Source organism: Kitasatospora sp. NPDC048365 (assembly GCF_043200835.1).
GTDB lineage: Bacteria > Actinomycetota > Actinomycetes > Streptomycetales > Streptomycetaceae > Kitasatospora > Kitasatospora terrestris.
In genome coordinates, this window is record NZ_JBICYJ010000007.1 from 34,766 (window position 1) to 55,961 (window position 21,196).

The 21,196-nt window shown below is 73.7% G+C and carries 22 protein-coding genes; 2 read left to right on the forward strand and 20 right to left on the reverse strand.

Features of this window, described 5'->3' with window-relative positions; translation table 11 throughout:
* Positions 1-117: 117 nt before the first annotated feature.
* Entirely contained in the window at positions 118-1,125 is a 1,008-nt protein-coding gene (locus ACGFX4_RS09200) for a PHP domain-containing protein (protein ID WP_393071360.1), read from the reverse strand.
* 67 nt (positions 1,126-1,192) lie between these two features.
* Positions 1,193-1,753 carry a hemerythrin domain-containing protein gene (locus tag ACGFX4_RS09205; protein WP_393071361.1) on the reverse strand — a complete coding sequence of 187 codons (561 nt, stop codon included), beginning with the start codon at positions 1,751-1,753 and terminating at the stop codon, positions 1,193-1,195.
* Positions 1,754-2,548: 795 nt separating this feature from the next.
* On the opposite strand from ACGFX4_RS09205, the gene ACGFX4_RS09210 reads away from it, so the two are divergent.
* Positions 2,549-2,713: a hypothetical protein gene (locus ACGFX4_RS09210; RefSeq protein WP_393071362.1), complete on the forward strand. Its 165-nt coding sequence runs from the start codon at positions 2,549-2,551 to the stop codon at positions 2,711-2,713.
* A gap of 95 nt (positions 2,714-2,808) precedes the next feature.
* Here ACGFX4_RS09210 and ACGFX4_RS09215 read toward each other — a convergent pair whose 3' ends face one another.
* The 11 genes from ACGFX4_RS09215 to ACGFX4_RS09265 form a co-directional block, all read right to left on the reverse strand.
* Positions 2,809-2,982, reverse strand: coding sequence for a CsbD family protein (locus ACGFX4_RS09215; RefSeq protein WP_393071363.1), 174 nt, complete (start codon positions 2,980-2,982; stop codon positions 2,809-2,811).
* Positions 2,983-3,077: 95 nt separating this feature from the next.
* Positions 3,078-3,386 (reverse strand): gas vesicle protein K, encoded by a 309-nt coding sequence (locus tag ACGFX4_RS09220; RefSeq protein WP_393071364.1) that lies wholly within the window; start codon positions 3,384-3,386, stop codon positions 3,078-3,080.
* Positions 3,383-3,592 carry a gas vesicle protein gene (locus tag ACGFX4_RS09225; protein WP_393071365.1) on the reverse strand — a complete coding sequence of 70 codons (210 nt, stop codon included), beginning with the start codon at positions 3,590-3,592 and terminating at the stop codon, positions 3,383-3,385. The genes ACGFX4_RS09220 and ACGFX4_RS09225 overlap by 4 nt, the downstream gene beginning before the upstream one ends.
* Positions 3,593-3,597: 5 nt before the next feature.
* On the reverse strand, positions 3,598-4,389 hold the full coding sequence (locus tag ACGFX4_RS09230; protein WP_393071366.1) for a GvpL/GvpF family gas vesicle protein: 792 nt from the start codon (positions 4,387-4,389) through the stop codon (positions 3,598-3,600).
* Positions 4,386-4,808, reverse strand: a complete 423-nt coding sequence (locus ACGFX4_RS09235) for a gas vesicle protein (RefSeq protein WP_393071612.1) — start codon at positions 4,806-4,808, stop codon at positions 4,386-4,388. The genes ACGFX4_RS09230 and ACGFX4_RS09235 overlap by 4 nt, the downstream gene beginning before the upstream one ends.
* A gap of 32 nt (positions 4,809-4,840) precedes the next feature.
* Entirely contained in the window at positions 4,841-5,338 is a 498-nt protein-coding gene (gene gvpO / locus ACGFX4_RS09240; RefSeq protein ID WP_393071367.1) for a gas vesicle protein GvpO, read from the reverse strand.
* A gap of 3 nt (positions 5,339-5,341) precedes the next feature.
* Positions 5,342-5,587, reverse strand: coding sequence for a gas vesicle protein GvpG (locus ACGFX4_RS09245; RefSeq protein WP_393071368.1), 246 nt, complete (start codon positions 5,585-5,587; stop codon positions 5,342-5,344).
* On the reverse strand, positions 5,578-6,378 hold the full coding sequence (locus ACGFX4_RS09250) for a GvpL/GvpF family gas vesicle protein (protein WP_393071369.1): 801 nt from the start codon (positions 6,376-6,378) through the stop codon (positions 5,578-5,580). The genes ACGFX4_RS09245 and ACGFX4_RS09250 overlap by 10 nt, the downstream gene beginning before the upstream one ends.
* Positions 6,375-6,815 (reverse strand): gas vesicle protein GvpJ, encoded by a 441-nt coding sequence (gene gvpJ, locus ACGFX4_RS09255; RefSeq protein ID WP_393071370.1) that lies wholly within the window; start codon positions 6,813-6,815, stop codon positions 6,375-6,377. Before gvpJ ends, ACGFX4_RS09250 begins: the two co-directional genes overlap by 4 nt.
* A gap of 5 nt (positions 6,816-6,820) precedes the next feature.
* On the reverse strand, positions 6,821-7,999 hold the full coding sequence (locus ACGFX4_RS09260; protein WP_393071371.1) for an SRPBCC family protein: 1,179 nt from the start codon (positions 7,997-7,999) through the stop codon (positions 6,821-6,823).
* Between the two features lie 5 nt (positions 8,000-8,004).
* Positions 8,005-8,664, reverse strand: coding sequence for a hypothetical protein (locus tag ACGFX4_RS09265; RefSeq protein ID WP_393071372.1), 660 nt, complete (start codon positions 8,662-8,664; stop codon positions 8,005-8,007).
* Between the two features lie 232 nt (positions 8,665-8,896).
* Here ACGFX4_RS09265 and ACGFX4_RS09270 point away from each other — a divergent pair, with 232 nt between their 5' ends.
* Positions 8,897-9,418 carry a hypothetical protein gene (locus tag ACGFX4_RS09270; protein WP_393071373.1) on the forward strand — a complete coding sequence of 174 codons (522 nt, stop codon included), beginning with the start codon at positions 8,897-8,899 and terminating at the stop codon, positions 9,416-9,418.
* On the opposite strand, the gene ACGFX4_RS09275 is transcribed toward ACGFX4_RS09270, so the two are convergent.
* The 7 genes from ACGFX4_RS09275 to ACGFX4_RS09305 all read right to left on the reverse strand — a co-directional run bounded on the left by ACGFX4_RS09275 (position 9,382) and on the right by ACGFX4_RS09305 (position 21,077).
* On the reverse strand, positions 9,382-10,338 hold the full coding sequence (locus ACGFX4_RS09275) for a TIGR03557 family F420-dependent LLM class oxidoreductase (RefSeq protein WP_393071374.1): 957 nt from the start codon (positions 10,336-10,338) through the stop codon (positions 9,382-9,384). The two genes, ACGFX4_RS09270 and ACGFX4_RS09275, sit on opposite strands and share 37 nt — an antisense overlap.
* A gap of 58 nt (positions 10,339-10,396) precedes the next feature.
* A complete protein-coding gene (locus tag ACGFX4_RS09280; protein WP_393071375.1) occupies positions 10,397-12,478 on the reverse strand; it encodes a catalase in 2,082 nt (693 codons plus the stop codon).
* A 138-nt stretch (positions 12,479-12,616) separates the two neighbouring features.
* Positions 12,617-14,377 carry a glycoside hydrolase family 15 protein gene (locus tag ACGFX4_RS09285; RefSeq protein ID WP_393071376.1) on the reverse strand — a complete coding sequence of 587 codons (1,761 nt, stop codon included), beginning with the start codon at positions 14,375-14,377 and terminating at the stop codon, positions 12,617-12,619.
* Positions 14,378-14,590: 213 nt separating this feature from the next.
* The gene (locus ACGFX4_RS09290; RefSeq protein WP_393071377.1) at positions 14,591-15,703 is read right to left on the reverse strand and encodes an enolase C-terminal domain-like protein; all 1,113 of its coding nucleotides are present in this window, start codon (positions 15,701-15,703) and stop codon (positions 14,591-14,593) included.
* On the reverse strand, positions 15,700-16,215 hold the full coding sequence (locus tag ACGFX4_RS09295) for a DUF1360 domain-containing protein (RefSeq protein ID WP_393071378.1): 516 nt from the start codon (positions 16,213-16,215) through the stop codon (positions 15,700-15,702). The genes ACGFX4_RS09290 and ACGFX4_RS09295 overlap by 4 nt, the downstream gene beginning before the upstream one ends.
* Positions 16,212-19,283: an FAD-binding and (Fe-S)-binding domain-containing protein gene (locus ACGFX4_RS09300; RefSeq protein WP_393071379.1), complete on the reverse strand. Its 3,072-nt coding sequence runs from the start codon at positions 19,281-19,283 to the stop codon at positions 16,212-16,214. Before ACGFX4_RS09300 ends, ACGFX4_RS09295 begins: the two co-directional genes overlap by 4 nt.
* A 3-nt stretch (positions 19,284-19,286) precedes the next feature.
* The gene (locus ACGFX4_RS09305) at positions 19,287-21,077 is read right to left on the reverse strand and encodes a thiamine pyrophosphate-requiring protein (RefSeq protein WP_393071380.1); all 1,791 of its coding nucleotides are present in this window, start codon (positions 21,075-21,077) and stop codon (positions 19,287-19,289) included.
* Positions 21,078-21,196 lie beyond the last annotated feature (119 nt).

The window sequence follows — 21,196 nt, forward strand, 5'->3', positions numbered from 1 at the left end:
CCGCGTTGCCCCGCTGGTGGCCACCCAGTGTAGGCGGCGGGCCGCGAGCGCCGGAATGACCTCGGTCACGTTCCGTGCCGGTGGGGGCCGCCGTGCGTGGCCTCGGCCGGCCGGTGCCTAGTGGTTGCCCGCGCCCCGGGTCCAGCCGAGGAGTGCCTCGGTCGGCCAGGTGGTGATCAGCCGGTCGGGCCCGAGGCCGGCCCGGGCGGCGCGGGCGTAGCCGGAGGACTGCCAGGACAGTTGGTCGGGCGCGTGGGCGTCGGTGTCGACGGCGAACAGGCAGCCCGCCTCGGCCGCCTGGAGCAGCAGGTCGTCGGGCGGGTCGCGGCGCTCGGGGCGGCAGTTGATCTCCACCGCCGTTCCGGCCTCCGCGCAGGCCCGGAACACGGCGGCGGCGTCGAACTGCGACTGCGGCCGGCCGCGGCCCGTGACGATGCGGCCGGTGCAGTGTCCGAGGACGTCGGTGTGCGGGTTGAGGACTGCGGCCACCATCCGGGCGGTCATCGGTGCGGGCTCCGAGCGCAGCTTGGAGTGCACAGAGGCGACCACGACGTCGAGCCGGTCGAGGAGGTCGTCCTCCTGGTCGAGCGAGCCGTCGTCGAGGATGTCGCACTCGATGCCGGTCAGCAGGCGGAAGCCCGGGCCCAGGCGGGCGTTGAGCGCGGCGACCACGTCCAGCTGGTGCCGCAGCCGCTCGGGGCTCAGGCCGTGGGCGATCGTGAGCCGGGGCGAGTGGTCGGTCAGGACGGCCCACCGGTGTCCCAGCGCCCGGGCCGCCTCGGCCATCTCCTCGATCGGGCTGCCGCCGTCCGACCAGTCGGAGTGCACGTGGCAGTCGCCCGTGGTCCCGCCCGCCAGGTCCCAGGCCCGGCGGGCGGCCGGCCCGGCGTCGGCCTCCAGCCAGGCGAGGTAGGCCGGCACCTCGGCGGCCGACGCCTGGGCGATCACCTCCGCGGTGACCGGCCCGACGCCGGGCAGCCGCTGCGCCGAGGCCGCGTCCACCGGGCCGGGCGGCAGCGCGCGGGCGGCCTCGGCGGCGGTGTGGAAGGCCCGCACCCGGTACGGGGACGCGCCGCGCCACTCCAGCAGGAAGGCGATCCGTCGCAGCGCCTCGACCGGGTCCATCGCTCGGGCCTCCCGTCCGTGTTCCCAGCAGGCCGGGAGTCGGGGCCGGACCCGGTCGAGGGGCGGGTCAGGACTTGCCGCGGCCGGTGACGAAGTCGCGGGCGCGGTCCACCAGCCCGGCGCCGGGCGCGAGGAGCTTGCTGGCCGTCGGGCTGTTCGGCGCGGCGGGGTGCGGCCTGGTCGGGGCCACCGCCTTCGCCCGCCGGATCTTGTCGCCGAGGTCCATGAGGATCTCCGGCGTGGTCGCCTGGGCGAGCATGGGGAACAGGTTGGTGTCCTCGTCCTGGATGTGCTCGGAGACCTCGTCCATGAGCTCCTGCAGGGCGGAGCCCATCCGCGGATCGTCGGTGTCCATCTTCTCCAGCTGCTTGAGGAGCTTCTCCACCCGCTCGTGGTCCTCGATCTCCTTGTCGGCGAGCCGGTCGCCGCCCGCGATGTGCTCGCGCACCGCCGGGTACAGGTACTGCTCCTCGGCGACCGAGTGGCGCACCAGCTCGATCGTGACCTCGTCCACCAGGTCGCGCAGCTGCTGTCCGCCGCCCGTCATCGCCTGGATCCGGCCGAAGATCTCCTCGACCTCCCGGTGGTCGACCATCAGTTCCTCGATCACGTTTCCGCCGTGTCCCATCGCGCATGCGCCTTTCGTGTGTGTGGTCTCGATGATGTGAGCTCGGGTCGCAGGTTCAGTCCGGTGGCTCGTGCGGGCCGGGGACGGGGCCGGGCCCTCCCGGTGCGGGCCTGGGCGGCTCCGGGGGAGGGACGGGCTGCCCGGGTGGTGCCGGAGGGTCCGGCGGCACGGGCGGGCGGGTCGGCTCCGGCGGGCCGGGCGGCTCGACGGGCTCCGGTGGCCCGGGCGGGGCCGGGGGCTCCGGCGGCGGGACCGGGGTGATGTCCGTGTAACGCCGTCCGACGTCGTTGGGGGTGTTCATACCGTCCGGCTATCCCCGATCCCCGGCGGCAAACGCGGCCGACGGGGTGCGGCGGCCCGCGCGCGACCGGCCGGCGGACCGTAGCGTCGAGGTCGGCGGGGGCGAGGACGAGAGGCGGGTCGGGGATGTTCTGTGCAGCGATGTTCCACGTCCGAGTGGAGACCGGCGATCCGTGCGCCGCTGGCAGCCGTGCGGCGGAGCCCTGGTAGCGCGGAGCTGTGAGCGACGCGCCGCGCCCGACACGGGATGCTCGACATCGGGGCCGGAGGCCTGGATCCGGCCACCCGCCGCGCCCTGTGGCCGGCCGTCCGCGGGGCGCTGGTGCCCGGCGGGAACGGCGCCCGGCTTGGCCGGCTGCACCCGGCCGTAATGTTGCGTCCAACGCAACATCGAGGCGTCCCACCAGCGGCGGTTGAAAGAGGCGGGTCAGGGTCGGACCCGACAGCTGCACCGCCCACGTCACCCGCGAGGCCGACCGGGGCCTCGTCCGGGTGATGTTCACCTACCGGGTCGACCGCGACAGGCAGGTGCTGCGGGAGGCGTTCACCATGTGGCCGCTGGACGCCCGCGAGCTCGGCGCCGAAGTCGAGGCTGGAGGCCTGCGTGGGGCACCGGCTCCCTGGGCGGACCTGATGGCCGTCCGGCGCCCTCCGGCGTGAGGTCCGGTACGGCCGCCGGGGCCGGGGCCACGCACCCGGGCCCCGCACGGTCGGTGCGGGGCCCGGGGATGGCTTGGCGTGTTCCAGGACGTCGGTCAGTGTTTGAGGGCGTCCTTCGCCTTCTGGCCGGCCTGCTTGGCGTCGCCCTTGGCCTGCTCGGCCTTGCCCTTGATCGTCAGGCTCTCGTTGCCGGTGGCCTTGCCGGTGGCCTCCTTGGCCTTGCCCTTCATGGTTTCGGCAGTGTTCTTGATCTTCTTGCCCGCGCCCATGCGTTCCTCCTCGAGAGCTCGTATGTGCGCAGCGCGTCTGCCCGGCCGCGGGGGTTCCACACCTGATCGGAGCAGAAAGTTCGTGGACAGCGGGGTCAGTCGTCCGCCAGCAGGTGTCCGAGCGGCCCGAGGTCGATGTTGAGGTCGTCGGGGGTGAGGTCGAAGCGTTCCCGCAGGTCGGCCATTCGCTCCTCGAGGGCCATCAGGGTCAGGCCGATCTCCTCGATCCGGTCGTCGTCGAGGTCGCCCTGGTCGATCCGGCGCAGGGCCTGCCGTTCCATCAGCTGCCTGATCAGTTCCACGACCGACAGCACCAGGGAGGCCAGGTCGCGACCGACGGTGTCGGGGTCGAGGGCGATGCGACGGCCGCCGGGCGTCGTCCGGTCGTGGGGCTTGGGTGTCACGACGCGTCCCGGTCCTGGTCGACGGCGATGGAGCGGACCGAGGCGATCAGGGCCCGGAGGCTGATCCGTACCAGGTCGACGTCGGCGATCGACAGGGTGATTTCACCTGCGATGACCACGCCGCCGGCCAGCACCCGGTCGAGCAGGTCGACCAGGGCGATGTCGCGGTTCCGCACGGCGGGGGACGGGGTGTACGGCTGGGACATCGGGTTCACCTCCCGTTGTCCGCGATCGGCAGCTCGACGAACGAGTACGGCGGCCAGGGGCCGGTCAGTTCGACCCGCAGGGCCGGGGTGTGGGCCTGCCGCAGGTCGGCGAGGAGGTCGGCGAACCCCTGGGCACGGCTGCGGTCCACCAGGTAGGCGCCGTTGAGGACCATCGGGTCGCGGACGGCCGTCACCTCCGGCGACTGCAGGGGGTGTTCGGTCGCCTCGTCGGCGTACTCGGCGAGTCGGCGGTGGATCTGCCCGGCGCGCTCGGCCGCGTCGTCCAGCGCCCGCCCGGCCCGGTCGCGGGCCGCGCGGCGGCGCAGCAGGTAGGCGGTGCCGGGCCGTTCGGGGGACGGCGTGCCGGTGTCGTCGTCAGGGGGGAGGCGGGTCGTGTCCAGGTAGCCCTTGACGCCCCATTCGGTGCGGCCGGCGATGCGTTCGAGGGCGGCGTGGAAGGTGCTCCGGTGCTGATGGAGGAGACCGAGGACCCGCTGGTCGTCGTGGTACAGGGTGGCGAAGCGGAGCGGCAGCGCGTGCGAGCTCCGGGCGAGGACGTCGATGACCCGGTGGTGGGCGCGGACCGCGGCCTCCAGCCAGCGGGGGTCCTCGAGGTGCTGGTGGAGCGGGGTGGTGTCGAAGTCCGATGCGGGCACTGAGCCGACGACGGCGGCGAGGCCCTCGGAGGTGAGCAGCCTCGGCCGTTCACCGGCGACGCCGCTGAGGCTGCCCGGGTGGGGCCGGTCGGTGGCCGCCGGCCCGATCGCGTAGAGCCAGGTGTAGGTGTCGCTGGTCATGGCGCGGTGCCCTTGCGGCGGGAGGCGGACGCGCCGGTGGTGCCGGACCGGGTGGGCTTCGGACGGGCCGTGGTCCGTCGGGCCGGCCGTGGGGTGGGCTCGGTCTCGTCCTCCGGCGCGGCGTCGGTGTGGGCGGCCTCGAGTTCGCCGAGGCGCTCGCGCAGCCGGCGGTTCTCCACCGCGAGGTCGCGCCGGCCGGAGGACAGCGAAGGGTCGTGTTCCCACCAGTCGATGCCCATCTCGCGGGCCCGGTCGACCGAGGCGATCAACAGCCTGATCTTGATGGTGAGCAGCTCGATGTCGAGGAGATTGATGCGGATGTCGCCCGCGATCACGATTCCCTTGTCCAGGACGCGTTCGAGGAGGTCGGCCAGGTTCGCCGGTTGGGGCGGGGCCGCCGTTCGGGGCGTCGCCGGCAGGGAGCCGGAGGTCGGCCAGGGGCTCAGGTCGCTCACGGCTGCTCCTCCTCCCGTTCGGCGCGGCCGCGGTAGTAGCGGCCGGCCCGCCGGTAGGAGACGAGCTCGCCGTCGTCGTCGAGGACGACGTCGTAGACGGCGAGGATGTCGGTCGAGTCGGGGATGCGGCGGCTCTCCAGTACCTCGACGGCGATCCGCCAGCCGTCGTTGGTCCGCTCCAGGGAGGTGATGCTCTCGGAGCCGCGTCCGGTGAGGGCCTGCACGTGGCGTGCGGCCATGGCGGCGGCCTGCGAGGCGCCGAGCCGGGGTGCGGCGCGCGGTGCGGACGGTTCGGCTTCTTCGCGGGGGGCCTTTCGGCGGGCGGGGCGCTCGGTGTCCGGCCGGTCGTCCTCCTCGTCGGGCCGGGCCCGCCGCCGGGGCCGGACCGCTTCGGGTTCCTCGGCCACGGCGGCCCGGCGACGCGGCCGGGGCGGGTCCGCCGACGGGCGGCGCGACGCATGCTCGGCGGAACGGCGGGCACGGGGTTCGGACATGGTTCACACCTCCCGAGCCGACGCGGCGCGCGTGGAGTCCCACAGGCGTCCGACCGGCTCCTCCTGCCGGGCCGCGCTCTCCTCGCTGATCGTGCCCGCCTCCCGGGCGGCCTGGACCTCCAGGAGACGGCGGACGACGGCAGGGTCGTTCAGCTCGTGCAGGGCCTGGCCGTAGAGCCGCTCGGCCACCCGCACCACGCCGCGCACCGGAGCGAGGGGCGGGGTGAAGAGTCCGGTGATCACTCCCATGGCGGCCCGCCTCCCTGCGCGTCAACCGCTTGCGAGACGAAGTCGTACGCGGCCAGGGGCCCGAGCAGCCGCAGCTCGATCTGACCTTCCCACCGGCCGGCGAGGTCCTCGACGACGCCCTCGAACTCGTCCCACCGGTCGCTGGGGACGAGGAAGGACACGTTGACGGCCTGGTCCGCGGTGGCCGGGTCGTCGAGGGTGACCGCGGCCAGCGGTGACAGGGCTTCCAGCACGCGGGTGGTGTCGGCCCGCCCGCAGGAGACCAGCTCCTGCGAGACGAGCTCGCCGAGCTGGATGTTCTGGTGGCGGGCGGCGTCCGCGGGCAGGGCGGCGGTCTGCTCGCGCAGGCGGGCGATGTCCTCGCGCCGGCCGAGGATCCGGCGCAGCACCCACTCCTGCCGGTAGGTGCCGCGGACGGTGAACTGCGCCAGGTCGGTGAGGTCCTCGAGCGCGGTGAGGAACCGCCGCTCCTGCGGGGCGAGGAGATCGTCGGCGACCTCCTCGACGTCGCCGACCACGGCGCCGAACCGGAACGGCAGCACCGCGCAGCGGGCGGCCGCCAACGTGTCCAGAACCCGGGCGTGGGCGAGCAGGTCGGTGGGCGTGCCCAGCGGACGGCGGGTGTCGATCTCGCTGACCACGGCGGCGATCCGGTGGTGCTTGACCAGGGATACCGGCGCGGGCGGGTCGCCGACGCCTTCGAGGCCGTCCGGTACCCGGGTGCGGGACGGGACGATGCCGTACACGTAGCAGGCGAGGGTGCCGAGGTCCGGCGGGGCGGTGGCGTTCATCGGTCACGCTCCTTGCGCGCCGCGGCGGGCCGCGTCCGGCGCCTCGGCCGTTCCTCCGGCTCCTCCTCGTCGTCCTCCTCGCCCCGGTCACGGACGCGGTCGATCACGTCGGTGGCGGTGTCCTGCACGCCCTCCAGTGCGCCCCGGGTCTCGTGCCGGGCTCCTCCTTCCCGCATGTCCTGCATCAGCTCCGGCGGGCCTTCGCTCTTGTCGTTCGCCAGGTCAAGCCGGTTCACCGCCTCGGCGAACCGCAGGTAGGTGTCCACGCTGGCCACGACGATGCGCGCGTCCACGGTCAGCAGTTCGATCCCCACCAGGGAGACCCGCAGGTAGGCGTCGATGACCAGGCCCCTGTCCAGGATGAGGTCGATGCCGTCCACCGGTCCGTTGGAGGACGGACGGTCGAGGTAGTGTCCGGAACGGGCGGCCGTGGTCACCGTTCTCACCTCCGCGCGAGTGCACGCCGGGAACCGCGCCGGCCGGTCCCCTCATCGCTCTCGTACTCGTCGTCGGGCCCCTCCTCGTCCTCGTAGTCCTCCCCGTACTCCTCGTCGTCCTCGTCCGTGGGTTCCTCCTCCGGCGGAGGCTCCTCCTCCTCGTCGGCGTACGCGTCCTCGTCCTCGTAGTCCCCCTCGTCGTCGCCGGGCTCGGCTCCCTCGTCCTCGTATTCGTCGTCCGGCGACGTCTCCTCGTCCTCGTACTCCTCCTCGTCCTCCTGGCCCTCCTGGTCCGCCTCGTCGTCGTACTCGTCGTCCTCGTCGTAGTCCTGCGACTCCTCGGCGTCCTGGCCCTCCTCCTCGACGGCCTCGTCGTGGGAGCGCACGACCTCCCCGTCGCGGATCTCACCGCGCCAGCCCTCCACGCCGTCCTGGTCGAGGATGGTCTGCGTCATCACGTAGCGACGGAAGTGCTTGAGTTCCAGCCGGACGCGCCGGCCCTGGGCCCGCCAGATGTTGCCGGTCCGCTCGAACAGGCCCTGCGGGTGGTACTCCAGCACGAGGAGGATCCTGGTGAGGTTCGGTGCGAGCTCATGGAACGTCACCGTGCCGTCCGCGGAACCCTTGTCGCCCTTCGACTTCCAGACGATCGTCTCGTCCGGGACCTGCTCGACGATCGTCGATTCCCAGGTGCGGTGGGACAGGAAGATCCCGGCCTTCCAGGAAAGCTTGTGCTCGTCCTTCTGCTCGACCTGCTCCAGGCGCTTGGTGAACTTCGGGAAGTCCTGGAACTGCGTCCACTGGTTGTACGCGACGCGGACGGGAACACCGACGTCGATCTGCTCCACGATGTTGGTGACCTTGAGCTTCTTGCCCCCGCCTTTGCTCTTGCCGCCACCGCCGCCGAGCTTGTTGGTCACGGCGTCCTTCAGGTTGGAGGCACCCGCTCCCACCACGGCTTTCAGCATCGACTTGCCCGGACCTTTCCCGCCGCCGAGGCCGCCGTCCTCCACGTACCCGACGAGCCGGTCGGTGACCTCGCCGACCTTGTCGGTGGCGGCTGCGACGGCGCGGTCCCCGAGTGCCGACATCAGCTCACGGGTCTGCTCCATCAACCGGTCGGTCGGCAGTGCGTCCAGCACGTCGCCGAGCCCGGAACCCTTGTCGTCGGACTGCTTGGCCATCGGACTCACCCCCGCTTCCGGGTCGACGTGCGCGTGCCGGTGCTCTTACGGGCCGAGGAGCCGGCGGCGGTCTTCCGCGCCGACGACGAGGCCGTCTTCTTCGCGGCGGCGGCCGTGCTCTTGCGCGGCGCCGCGGTCTTCTTCGCCGGGGCCTTGCTCGCGGTCTTCTTCGCGGCCGCCGGCCGGCTGGAGCGGGACGTGCCGCTCGACGCGGTCTTGCGTGCGGTGCCGGAGCCGGACGCCGTCTTCGACGAGGCCCGGGACCGGGTGGACGACGTGGACGACTTCGACGGCGCGGAGCGCTTGCTGGCCGAGGACGCGCGTGCCGAGGTCCCGCCCGAACGCGAGGTGCGGCTGCGCGCCGCGGGCTTCTCCTCCGGCTCCTCCAGCTCGTCCGGTTCCTCGTCCGCCTGCTGGTCCTCGTCGTCCTCCGGGTCCCGGCCGCGGCCGCCGCCTCCCTGCTCGCGCAGGGCATCCGTCCCCTGCTGCAGTCGGTCGGTCAGCGCGCCCACCCGGTTGGTCGCGGCAGCGATCGCGGCCTTCTTCCCGGCCTCCGCCAACTCGCCCCGTACGCCGTCGGCCAGCTGCCGCAGCTGCGGCGACGACTCCATGAGTTCGCCGAGGAGCACACCTGGATTCGCACTGAGTTTCTTCCCCGCTGCCATTCCGGCGAGGGCAATCGCCCATCGGGCCTTGTGCCAGCGCCCGAGAAGGTAGCCCCCGACCACTGCAGCGGCAAGCTTCACATTCGTCATGACGTTGTCCCTGGAGAGGCGAGCGGACCGGCTTTCGCTCCGACCCGCTTCGATAACCACCCCGCCTACCCGAGCCGCCGGGAACAACACACGGTGACGTTGCTCAGGAGTTCACTGGGAAGACGACGGACGGAGGTGCGCCATGGCGGAGCGACTGTTCCGGGGCCTCACGCTCCCGCAGCTGATGGAAGACCACACGCCGAGACCGGTCACGCTCGGAGCCCCGCACGTGTGGGCGGACGCCGACGGCGCCTACGTGGTCTACCGGGCGGCAGTGCCGTTCGAGGGGTCCGCCGAGGTCCTCGGAGCCCGGCCGCAGTCCTCGGGCAGCGGAGCGGCCGTGGACGATCTGGAGGGGGACATCCGCGGATCCGTGCTCCACCTCTCCTCCGGGCCGCAGGATCCGTCCGGAGCCGGCGCCGACAACGCACGCCGCTGGGCGCAGGCAGTACTCCGCCGCATCCGGTCGGTGCTCGAACCGATGAACGAGGCGGTGGCGCGCACCGGTACGGAGCGGGCATCGCGGGACATCCAGGACGGCGGCGCAGCGCGGCTCGCCGCCCGGCAGGCCGCCGAGCGGGTCAACGCCGAGCTGCGCCGCGGGGGCGAAGGCGACCGATCCGGTGCTCAGCGGGCGACGGCGGGCAGGACCTGTTCGCGGTAGGCGTCGAAGAAGTCCGCCTGGTCGGGGCCGATCTGGCCGATGTAGACCTCGTCGAAGCCGGCGCGGGTGTAGGCACGGACCGTTTCGACGTGCTCCTCGACCGCGTCGCCGCAGGTGACGGCGTCGGCGATCATGTCGCGGGTGACCAGCTCGGTGGCCTGCTCGAAGTGCGTCGGCGTGGGCAGGAGTTGCGCGAGTTCGCCGGGCAGCAGTTCGGTGGGCCAGAGGCGGTGCACCACGTCGACGGCCTTGAGGCGGTCGCTGCTCCAGCAGACCTTCACCCCGCCGACGACTTTCCTGCCCGTTCCGCCGCCTTCCCGGAAGGCTCCCACCAGGTCGGCGTCCGGGGTCATGGTGACGAAGCCGTCCCCGATCCGCCCGGCGAGTTCGGCGGCCTTCGGGCCGAACCCGGACACCAGGACGGGCAGCGGCCCGTCGGGTGCGGTGTACAGGCGGGCGTTGTCGACGGTGTAGTGCCGGCCGCGGTGGCTGACGAGGTCGCCGGTGAACAGCTTGCGCATCACCTCGACGGCCTCCTCCAGCATGTCGGCCCGTTCCTCGAAGGAGGGCCACCGGCCGCCCAGGACGTGTTCGTTGAGGGCTTCGCCGGTGCCCACGCCGAGTGCGAACCGGCCGTCGAGCAGCACGCTGGAGGTGGCGGCGGCCTGTGCCGTGATCGCTGGGTGGAGGCGCAGCGTCGGGCAGGTCACCAGGGTGGTGACCGGCAGGCCGACGGCCTGCGACAGCGCGCCGATCATCGACCACACGAAGGCGCTGTTGCCCTGCGCGTCGTTCCACGGGTGGAAGTGGTCGGAGATCGCCAGCCGGGTGAACCCGGCCTGCTGCGCCCGCCGGGCCTGGTCGACCAGTTCCGCCGGGGTGAACTCCTCGCACGACAGGAAGTACCCGTACTCGGTCATCGGATCATGATCCTCTCTGTGGGCGGTCCGGCTTCCCGCGCGGACCGTGCCGGGACGGTCAGCGCCGCGGGAAGCGGTGCTGTTCGACGAGGTGCGCGAAGCCGTCCCAGAAGGCGGGGCCGGCCTGCTCGTCCGGGCCGCTCAGTGCGACCCCGGCGAGGTCGCCCGGTGCGTCGTGGCCGGCGGCGCGGCACAGGTCGATCCCGGTGCCCAGGAGGGCGGCGGGCTTGCCGTGGCGCAGGGCGTCGGCGAGGAAGCGGACCGCCCGGGCATCGGCGGTGAGGGCCGCCTGCGCGCCGTCGGGTACCACCACGGCGTCGTACAGCACCGAGTCGGTGGTGGGCAGCGGGCGGTCCACCGCGAGGGTCTCACCGTCGGCGGCACGCAGTCGCCCGCCGTGGGCGGCGAGTGTCTCGACGGTCGCGCCCGCGGCGCCGAGCCGCTCCCGGGCGGCCTGCACCTGGTCGCGGTCGACCCCGTCCGCCGCCAGCACCGCGATCTTGCGGGTGCGGATGCCGTCGGCCAGCAGGTTGTCCAGGCTCAGCGCGGGGGAGGGCCGCGGCGCGGCTTCGTGGCCGTCGCCGGCTTCCGGCTCGGGGACGCCGATGCGCCGGGCGACCTCGGCGGCCAGCCCCGGGTCGACGTGGACCAGGTTGCCGACCGTGCGGCGCCGCACCTGGTCGTCCGCCACCTTGCCGAGTTCGAAGGCGAACGCGGCGGTGATGTGCTCGCGCTCCCAGTCGGCCATGCTGGCCCAGAACAGCGCGGCCTGGCTGTAGTGGTCGGCGAAGCTGGGGCTGCGCCGGCGGATCGCCGCGCCGTCGATCCGCTCCTGGTAGTGCTCGAAGACCCCGTCCGCCAGGTGGCCGCCGCCCATGGTGAACGGGCAGCCCCCGCCGACGGAGTTGGGCGCGTAGCTGGTGCCCGGGTGGATCGTCTGCTGGCCGTAGCCGTCGCGCTGGTTGTTGCGGACGTCGGCGAGCGGCCGGTTGACCGGCAGCTGGGAGAAGTTCGGGCCGCCGAGGCGGATCAGCTGGGTGTCCAGGTAGGAGAAGTTGCGGCCCTGCAGCAGCGGGTCGTTGGTGAAGTCGATGCCGGGGACGATGTTGGCGGTGTGGAAGGCGACCTGTTCGGTCTCCGCGAAGAAGTTCTGCGGGTTGCGGTCGAGGACCATCCGGCCGACCGGCCGCACCGGCACCAGTTCCTCCGGCACGAGCTTGGTCGGGTCGAGCAGGTCGAACGGGTACGCGTGCTCGTCCTCCTCGGGGATCAGCTGCACGCCGAGCTCCCACTCCGGGTACTCGCCGGACTCGATGGCCTCCCACAGGTCGCGGCGGTGGAAGTCCGGGTCGCGGCCGGCGGTGAGCTGCGCCTCGTCCCACACCTGGCAGGCGACGCCGAGCTTCGGGCGCCAGTGGAACTTCACGAAGGTCCCGCGCCCGGCGGCGTTCACCAGCCGGAAGGTGTGCACGCCGAAGCCCTGCATCATCCGGTAGCTGCGCGGGATCGCCCGGTCCGACATGGCCCACATCAGCATGTGGGTGGACTCGGGCTGCAGGGAGCAGAAGTCCCAGAAGGTGTCGTGCGCGGACCCGCCGGTGGGGATCTCGTCGGCCGGCTCGGGCTTCACCGCGTGGACGAAGTCCGGGAACTTGATCGCGTCCTGGATGAAGAAGACCGGCATGTTGTTGCCGACCAGGTCGTAGTTGCCCTGCCGGGTGTAGAACTTGACGGCGAAGCCGCGCACGTCGCGGACCGTGTCGGCCGAGCCGCGGGGCCCCTGGACGGTGGAGAAGCGCACGAACACCGGGGTCCGGCGGCCGGGCTCCTGGAGGAAGTCGGCGCAGGTGTACTCGGCGAGAGACTCGTACGCCTCGAAGTGGCCGTACGCCCCCGCGCCGCGGGCGTGCACGACGCGTTCGGGGATGCGCTCGTGGTCGAAGCGGGTGAGCTTCTCCCGCAGCTGGAAGTCCTCCAGCAGGGTGGGGCCGCGGTCGCCGACCTGCAGGGAGTTGTCGGTGTCGTCGACCCGCACCCCCTGGTCGGTGGTGAGCGGCCCGTCCGGATCCGGGGCCCGGAAGGCATCCAGGGCCGTGTCCTTGGCGTCGCGCCCGTCGGAGGGTCCGGGGTTGGTGGCCATCTCAGCGCTTCTCCGTCCTGTGAGGGGCGCCCGGCGGACGGCTCGCGCGCGCCGGGGCATTCCCCGGGGCGGCTGCCCGTCCGGTCCGGGGGCAAACGGGGTGATCCGGGCCTTTCGGGATCCCGGCCGCCGTGGCGGTCAGCGGGGGCGGGCCAGTGCGGCGGCGGCCTCCAGCAGCAGGGCGTGGACGAAGGCCTGGGGCAGGTTGCCGCGCAGCTGGCGCTGGGCGACGTCGAACTCCTCCGCGTACAGGCCCGGGGGCCCGCAGGCGGCTCTGGTGCGTTCGAACCAGCGCACCGCCTCGATGCCGTCGCCCTGCTGGTGCTGGGCGAGAGCGACGAGGAACCCGCACAGCAGGAAGGCGCCCTCGGCGTCCTCCAGGGGACGCCGGTCGTGCCGGAAGCGGTAGCAGTAGTGGTCCCGGGCGAGGTCGGTGAGGACGGCGTCGAGGGTGGCGCGGGTGCGCGGGTCCTCGGCGGGCAGTGCCCCGCGGACGGCGGGCAGCAGCAGCGCGGCGTCCACGCCCGGGTCGGTGGGGGAGCGCTGCCAGCGCCCGGACGGGTGCAGGCAGTCGGCGTCGACGCTCGCGACCAGGCGGTCGGCGAGGGCCTCCCAGCGGGCCGCCGGGCCGCGGTCGGAAGCGGACTGGGGGGCGGTGGCGACGGCGCGGAGTCCGGCGGCGCAGGTCAGCCGGCTGTGCGCCCACCGGTCCGGGTGGAGTTCCCAGATCCCGGCGTCCTTCTCGGTGCGGCGGGCGGCGACGGCGTCGGCGGCGATCCGGACGGCGCGCCGTCCGTCGGTGTCCAGCAGGTCGTGCCGGGCGCCGGCGGCGAGCAGCAGCAGGCTCTCGCCGAACACGTCGAGCTGGAACTGGTGGTTGACGCGGTTCCCGACGACGTCGAACCCGCCGGGGTAGCCGGGCAGGTCGAGCGTGCGGGGGTCCGGCACGGGTGCGCCGGTGGCGGTGTAGGCGGGGGCGAGGCGGGGGCCGTCCTCGAGCAGCCGGGCGGTCACGAACCGCAGGGAGTCCTGGAGCAGCGGGTGCGGGCCGATCGCCGCGGCGGCCTGGCCGATGTAGGCCTGGTCGCGGATCCACACGTACCGGTAGTCGTAGTTGCGCCCCTGCTCGGCGCGTTCCGGCAGGCTGGTGGTGGCCGCGGCGACGGTGCCGCCGCCCGGGCCGGTCAGGCCGGTGAGGACGGCGCAGGCGTGCCGGGCGTCCCGCCGCGCCAGTACGCCGTCCAGGTCGGGGACCTGCTCGGCCCAGGCCGTCTCGGTCGCGCGCCACAGCCGCGCGGCGGGCTCCGGGGACGGCAGCGGCCGGTCGGAGACCTCCAGGACGAGGTCGTGGGAGGCTCCGGCCGCCACCCGCAGCTCGGTGCGCAGCCCGGCCGGTCCGGCCTGCGCGTCGGGGAGTCCGCGCAGCCGCAGGTGCAGGTCGCCGGCCCGGGCCGTCCAGGTGCCGTCCTCGTCGCGTCGCAGTGCCCGCAGCGGCTGGGTGCCGAACCCCGCGGCGACGTCCAGGCGCACGTCGAGGTGTGCGTCGCCGTCGACGGCCAGCACCCTGCGCAGCACCACGGCCCGGTGCGGGTCACCGGGGTGGGCGAGTGCCTCGCGGCATTCGGTGATGCCGTCGGTGGTGGTCCAGCGGCTGCGCCAGACGAGGCTGCCGGGCTCGTAGTAGCCGCCCCACACGAAGGGCCGGGCGGGGGCGACGCCGTACCAGCCGTCACCGCCGATCAGGGCGGCGAAGAGGGCGTCGCTGTCCCAGCGGGGTGCGCACATCCAGCCGATGTCGCCGCGGGGGCCCACCAGCGCTCCGCGGTGGCCGTCGGCGAGCAGTGCGTAGTCGCGCAGGATGTGGGGCGGGGGTGGGCCCGCGGGGGCGGAGCCGGTCAACGGGTCGTCTCCTTCCGTGGCAGGGCGCGGGCGTGGAACGGCGCCCGGCCGGGCAGACGCCCGATGATCGAGGAGGTGGTCGAGATGGCAGGGACCAAGATGGTCAAGCGCCCCGCCCCGCAGCGCCCGCGGCCTCCGCTGGACCTGCGGACGCCCTCGGGCCGCCCGTTGCCGTACTGAGCGGCGGCCCGGCACCTGGTCGGGCCGCCGCGCTCACCCGGGGACACGGAAGCGCTCGCAGACCTCGTGGCGGACCGTCACCCCGAGCCCGGGCCGGCCCGTCCGCCCCGGGTGCAGGACGCCCCCGTCGGGGTCGAGGGCGCCGTCGAAGAGCAGGTTCTCGATGCGGACGTGGTCGTGGAACCACTCCAGGTGCCGCAGGTTCGGCACGGCGGCCGCGGCGTGCGCGTGGACGTGCGGGGCGCAGTGCCCCGACAGGTCCAGGCCGTGGGCCTGGGCGAGGGCGGCGGCGCGCAGCCAGCCGGTGATGCCGCCGCACCGGGTGGCGTCGGCCTGCAGGCAGTCCACGGCGGGGGCCATCCGGGCGAAGCAGGGCAGGTCGTAGCCGTACTCGCCGGCCGTGACGTCCGCGGTGACCGCGTCGCGGACCAGCGCCAGGCCCGTCAGGTCGTCGGAGGAGACGGGCTCCTCGAACCAGCTCACGCCCAGCCCGGCCAGGGTGCGGCCGACCCGGACGGCCTGTTTGCGGGTGTAGGCGCCGTTGGCGTCCACGAAGAGCTCGGCGTCCTCGCCCACCAGGGCGCGGGCCTGTTCGGCGCGTTCCAGGTCCCGCTGCTCGCGGGTGCCCCACTGCTCGCCGATCTTGATCTTGAAGCGGGTGAAGCCCTGCCCGGCCCAGCCCCGCAGCTGCTCGGCCAGCCGGTCGGGGCCGTAGGTGGTGAAGCCGCCGCTGCCGTAGAGCGGCACCTCGCGGCGGGCGGCGCCGAGCAGGTCGACCAACGGCAGGTCCAGCAGGCAGGCCTTGAGGTCCCACAGGGCGATGTCGACGGCCGAGAGGGCGCCCGCGACCAGCCCGGGCCGGCCGGCGTTGCGGACGGCGCGGCTCATCGCCTCGTTGGCGGCGGGCACGTCGAACGCCGGGCTGCCGACGACGACGGCGCGCAGCAGTCCGGTGACCACGTGGGCGGTGGCGGGGGCACCGTACGTCCAGCCCAGGCCGGTGGTCTCCCCGCTGGTCGCCCGGACCAGGACCATGGTGGTGGCGTCCCAGGAGAGCGTGCCGTCGGCCTCCGGGGCGTCGGTGGGGAAGGTGAGGACCTGGACCTCGACGGCCTCGACCCGTGGCGTCGCGCGGGCGCCGGTCATGACGGCCCGTCGGCCGCGTGCTGGGCGGTGACGCGGGCGAAGTGGAGGAAGTCGGCCCCGGCCAGGGCGGCGAGGGTGGAGGTGGCCAGCCGGGTGGCGCGGGGCGCGAACAGCGATCCGACGGTGATCGCGGTGGCCACCCACAGGCCGGTGCAGAACGGGCAGGTGACCAGTTCGCCGACGGCCTTGCGGGCCCCGGTGCCGCGGACGTCCTCGTCCAGCTCGGCCGGGCCGGAGGTGCCCTCGAAGCGGGTGAAGGGCGCGCGCAGCGGGCTGGTGACCGGGTCCTTGGCGATCAGCCGGGCCAGCTGGTGGGTGGCCAGGGCGTCGACCGCCAGGTCCCACGGCCCGGGGGCCGGCAGGGGTCTGCGGGTCGCACGGGTGAGGACGCCGACCGCCGCGACGGTGCCGGCGTAGACGGCCATGACGCCGGTGTAGGCGCCGAGCGGACGGTCGTCGTTGCCGGTGTAGGCGTGGGCCTCGTGGTGGATCAGGTCCTGCAGGGCGTTCACGGTGTCTCCTTCCGGGCGCGCCGGCGGTGCCGGGCGGCGAGCAGCGCGCCGACGGTCAGCCCGGCCGCGGCGGCGGTCGCCGCCGTCCGCCGGGCGGTCGCGGGGTCGGGCCGCGGCCGTGGAGCCGTCCGCTCGGGCCGGTCGTCCGGCAGGAGGCCGTCGAGGGCGAGCGCGAGGGCTTCGGCCAGGTGCAGGGCCTGGCGTCCGGTGTCGGCCTGGTCGATCTGGGTGCGGCAGCTGAAGCCGTCGGCCAGCACGAGCGCGTCGGGGGAGGTGGCGCGCACGGCGGGCAGGACGCCCTGCTCGGCGATGGTCAGGGACAGGTCGTAGTGCCCGCGTTCGAAGCCGAAGTTGCCCGCCAGGCCGCAGCAGCCCTCGTCGAGGACGTCCGCGTCGATGCCGGCCCGGCGCAGCAGCTCGCCGTCCGGGTCCGCCCCGAGGACGGCGTGCTGGTGGCAGTGGGTCTGCACGGTCGCCGCCCGGTCCAGCCGCGGCGGCTGCCAGCCGTCGGGGGCGTGGCCGGTGAGTTGCTCGGCGAAGGTGCGGACCTGGGCGGCCAGCCGGGCGATGTCCTGGTCGCCGTCGAGGAGTTCGGGGGCGTCGGCGCGGAACACCGCGGTGCAGGACGGTTCGAGGCCGATGATCGGGGTGCCGGCCTCCAGCCACGGTCGCAGTACCCGCGTGGTCCGTTGCAGGACGCGGCGGGCGGTGGCGAGTTGGCCGGTGGAGATCCAGGTCAGGCCGCAGCACACCGGCTGGTCCGGGACCGCGACGCGGAAGCCGGCGTCCTCCAGCACGCGGACCGCAGCCCGGGCGACGTGGGGGTGGAAGTGGTTGGAGAAGGTGTCCGGCCACAGCAGCACGGTGCGCGGATCCGACGGGTCGGGCTGCGGTCCGCCGAAGGCGTTCCGCTCCTCCTGGAAGGAGCGGTCGGCGAAGAGCGGGGCGGCGCGGCGCGGGTCGATCCCGGCCAGCAGCTTGCCGAGCCGGCCGACGGCCGGGGCCCGCAGGGCCGCGTTGGCCAGGCCCGGCAGGCCGGGAGCGGTGCGGACCAGGCGCGCCCACAGCGGGAGCCAGCCCAGCGCGTAGTGGGCCGGCGGGCGCAGCCGGTGCTCGTAGTGGTGGGCGAGGAACTCGGCCTTGTAGGTGGCCATGTCGACGCCGACCGGGCAGTCCGACCTGCAGCCCTTGCAGGCCAGGCAGAGGTCGAGGGCGTCGCGGACCTCGGTGGACCGCCAGCCGTCGGTGACCGGTGTGTCCCGGTGGCCGTCGAGCATCTCGAACAGCAGCCGGGCCCGGCCGCGCGTCGAGTGCTCCTCCTCGCCGGTGGCCCGGTAGGAGGGGCACATGACGCCGCCGCGCTGGGTGCGGCAGTTGCCGATCCCGACGCAGCGCAGCACGGCCTGGCCGAAGTCGTGGTCGTCGTCGGGGTAGGCGAAGTGCGTGGCGAGGGGTTCGGGGCGCCAGTCGGCGCCGATCCGGAGGTTGCCGTCGACGGGGTTCGGATGGACGACCTTGCCGGGGTTCATCCGGTTGCCGGGGTCGAACAGCGCCTTCAGCTCGCCCATCGCCCCGACCAGGCGGGCGCCGAACATCCGGGGGAGGAGTTCGCCGCGGGCCTGCCCGTCGCCGTGCTCTCCCGACAGCGACCCGCCGTAGGAGGCGACCAGGTCGGCGGCGTCGAACAGGAAGGACCGGAACGCCTCGACGCCCTTGCCCTCCCGCAGCTCGAACGGGATCCGGGTGTGGACGCAGCCCTGCCCGAAGTGCCCGTACAGGGACGCCTGCTGGTACCCGTACCGGTCGAAGAGCCGCTCCAGGTCGCGCAGGTAGTCGCCCAGGTGCTCGGGGGCGACGGCGGAGTCCTCCCAGCCCTCCCAGGTCTCGGACCCGTCGGGCGGCCGGGCGGTCACCCCGAGTCCGGCCTCCCGGGCCCTGAGCATCTCCTGCTCGCGCTGCGGGTCGTCGGACAGCGCCACGGACGGGTCGTCCTCCTCGCGCCCCAGTGCGCGCAACAGCGCGTGGGCCTGCGCGTCCGCCTCCTCCTTGCTGTCACCGGTGAACTGCACCAGCAGCCAGCTGTCGCCCTTCGGCAGCCGCTCCAGGGAGTCGAGGTGGGCGTGCTCCTCGCGCATCAGCTGGGCCATCCGCCCGTCGACCGCCTCCAGTTGGGTGGGGCTCGCGTGCTCCAGGAGCGCGGGGACGGCGTCCGCGGCGGCGTAGATGTCGTCGAAGCCGAGGACCAGCAGCGCCTCCGCGGCCGGCACCTCGACCAGCTCCAACTCGGCGCGCAGCACGGTGACCAGGGTGCCTTCGCTGCCCACCAGGGCGCGGGCCACGTGGAAGCCGTTCTCCGGCAGCAGCGAGTCGAGGTTGTAGCCGGACACGCGGCGGGGGATCTTCGGGTAGCCGCGGCGGATCTCGGCGAGGTGGCGGCCGGCGAGGTCGCGCAGCCCCTGGTACAGCCGGGCCTGCGGTCCGCCGGCGGCGACGATCCGCTCGAACTCCTCGTCGTCGGTGGCGCCCGCGCGGAACCGGGCGCCGTCGTAGGTGAGGACGTCGAGGCTACGGATGTTGTCGACGGTCTTGCCGTAGGCCTGGGCGGAGGCGCCGCAGCTGTTGTTGCCGATCATCCCGCCCAGCGCGCAGTGGCTGTGGGTGGACGGCTTGGGCCCGAACTTCAGTCCATAAGCGGCGAGTTGACGGTTGAGCTCGTCCAGGACGATGCCGGGCTCGACCACGCAGGTCCGCGCCTCGCGGTCGACGGACAGCAGCCGGTTGCAGTACTTGGTCCAGTCGAGGACCACCGCGGTGTTGGTGCACTGCCCGCCGAGGCTCGTACCGCCGCCGCGCGACAGCACCGGCGCGCCGAACCGGGCGCACACGGCGACCGCGGCGGCCCCGGCCTCGACGGTGCGCGGCACCACCACACCGATCGGCACCTGCCGGTAGTTGGACCCGTCGGTCGCGTACGCGCCGCGGCTGCCCGCGTCGAACCTGACCTCGCCGTCCACCTCGGCGCGCAGCGCCCGTTCGAGGCCCGAGTGGTCCTCCTGGGGGTCGGACACCGGTCACTTCCCCCCGTGGCCGGGCAGGAACTCCTGCAGCTTCGCCTTGACGCCCTGGCGCACCACCGCCCCGCGGTCGCTGTCGCCCTTGAGGACGGACTTCGCGGTGGCCTTGACCTGGTCCCAGTCGGCGTGCGGCGGGATCGGCGGCACCGCCGGATCGGTACGGAAGTCGATGACGAACGGCCGCTCCGCCGCGAGCGCCTGCCGCCACACCGTTTCCACGTCCTCGGGCCGTTCGACCCGGGCGCCGTAGAGGCCGAAGGTCGAGGCGATGTCCGCGTACCGCACGTCGGGCAGGCTCTGCGACGCCTCGAACTGCGGGGCGCCCTGCATGGCGCGCATCTCCCAGGTGACCTGGTTCAGGTCGTGGTTGTTCAGCACCGCCACCACCAGGCGGGGGTCGGCCCACTCCTGGTAGTACTTGGCGGCGGTGATCAGCTCGGCGAGGCCGTTCATCTGCATCGCGCCGTCACCGACGATCGCGATCGCCGGCCGGTCCGGGTGGGCGAACTTCGCGCCGATCACGTACGGCACGCCCGGGCCCATCGTGGCGAGCGTGCCCGACAGCGACCCGCGCATGCCCTCGCGGAAGCGCAGGTGCCGGGCGTACCAGTTCGCCGCCGAGCCGGAGTCCGCGGCGACGATCGCGTTGTCGGGCAGCAGCGCGTCGAGGGTGTGCACGACGTACTCCGGGTTGATCGGATCGGCGCTCACCTCGGCGCGCCGCTGCATGACCTCCCACCAGCGGGCCGCGTTCTCCTCCACGGTCTTGCGCCAGGTCCGGTCCGCCTTGTGCTCCAGCATCGGGACCAGCCGCCGCAGTGCCTCGCCCGCGTCGCCGACGAGGTTGACCTCGAACGGGTAGCGCAGGCCCACCATCGACGGGTCCAGGTCGATCTGCACGGCGCGGGCCTGGTCGAACTCGGGCAGGAACTGGGTGTACGGGAAGCTGGAGCCGACCACCAGCAGGGTGTCGCAGTCCCGCATCAGCTCGTAGGACGCGCGGGTGCCGAGCAGGCCGATCGACCCGGTCACGTACGGCAGCGTGTCGGGCAGCGCGTCCTTGCCGAGCAGCGCCTTCGCCACGCCCGCGCCGAGCAGGTCGGCGACCTGCTCCACCTCGGCGCGCGCGTGCCGGGCGCCCTGCCCGATCAGCATCGCGACCTTCTCGCCGGCGTTGAGCACCTCCGCCGCCCGGGCCAGGTCCTGCTCGGCGGGAACGGGCGCGTAGCGGGGCACCCCGAGGCTGGACGGCACCTGCTTGAAGGCGTGCGCGGGCGGCTCGTGGTCGAGCTCCTGCACGTCGGCGGGAATGATCACTGCGGTGACCGTGCGCCGGGTCGCGGCGATCCGCATCGCCCGGTCCAGCACGTTCGGCAGCTGCGCGGGGACCGTGACCATCTCGCAGAACTCCGACGCCACGTCCTTGTACAGCGACAGCAGGTCGACCTCCTGCTGGTACGACCCGCCCATGGCCGTGCGGTCGGTCTGCCCGACGATCGCCACCACGGGCACGTGGTCGAGCTTCGCGTCGTACAGGCCGTTGAGCAGGTGGATCGCGCCCGGGCCCGAGGTGGCGCAGCAGACGCCGGTGCGCCCGGAGAACTTCGCGTAACCGACGGCCTGGAACGCGGCCATCTCCTCGTGGCGCGCCTGGACGAACCGGGGTCCCTCCTCCTCGGCGCGGCCCCACGCGGCCAGCAGGCCGTTGATGCCGTCACCGGGGTAGGCGAAGACGTACTCGACCTCCCACTCGCGCAGACGTCCCAGTACGTAGTCGGAAACCTTCATCACCCAACTCCTCCACAGCGCGGGATGCCGGCCCGGGTACCGGGACCGTGTCCCTGCGGCTAACCCGCCTCGCCGTGACCAAACCCGCCCGAACCGGGCGCGGACGGTGAAAGCGGCGG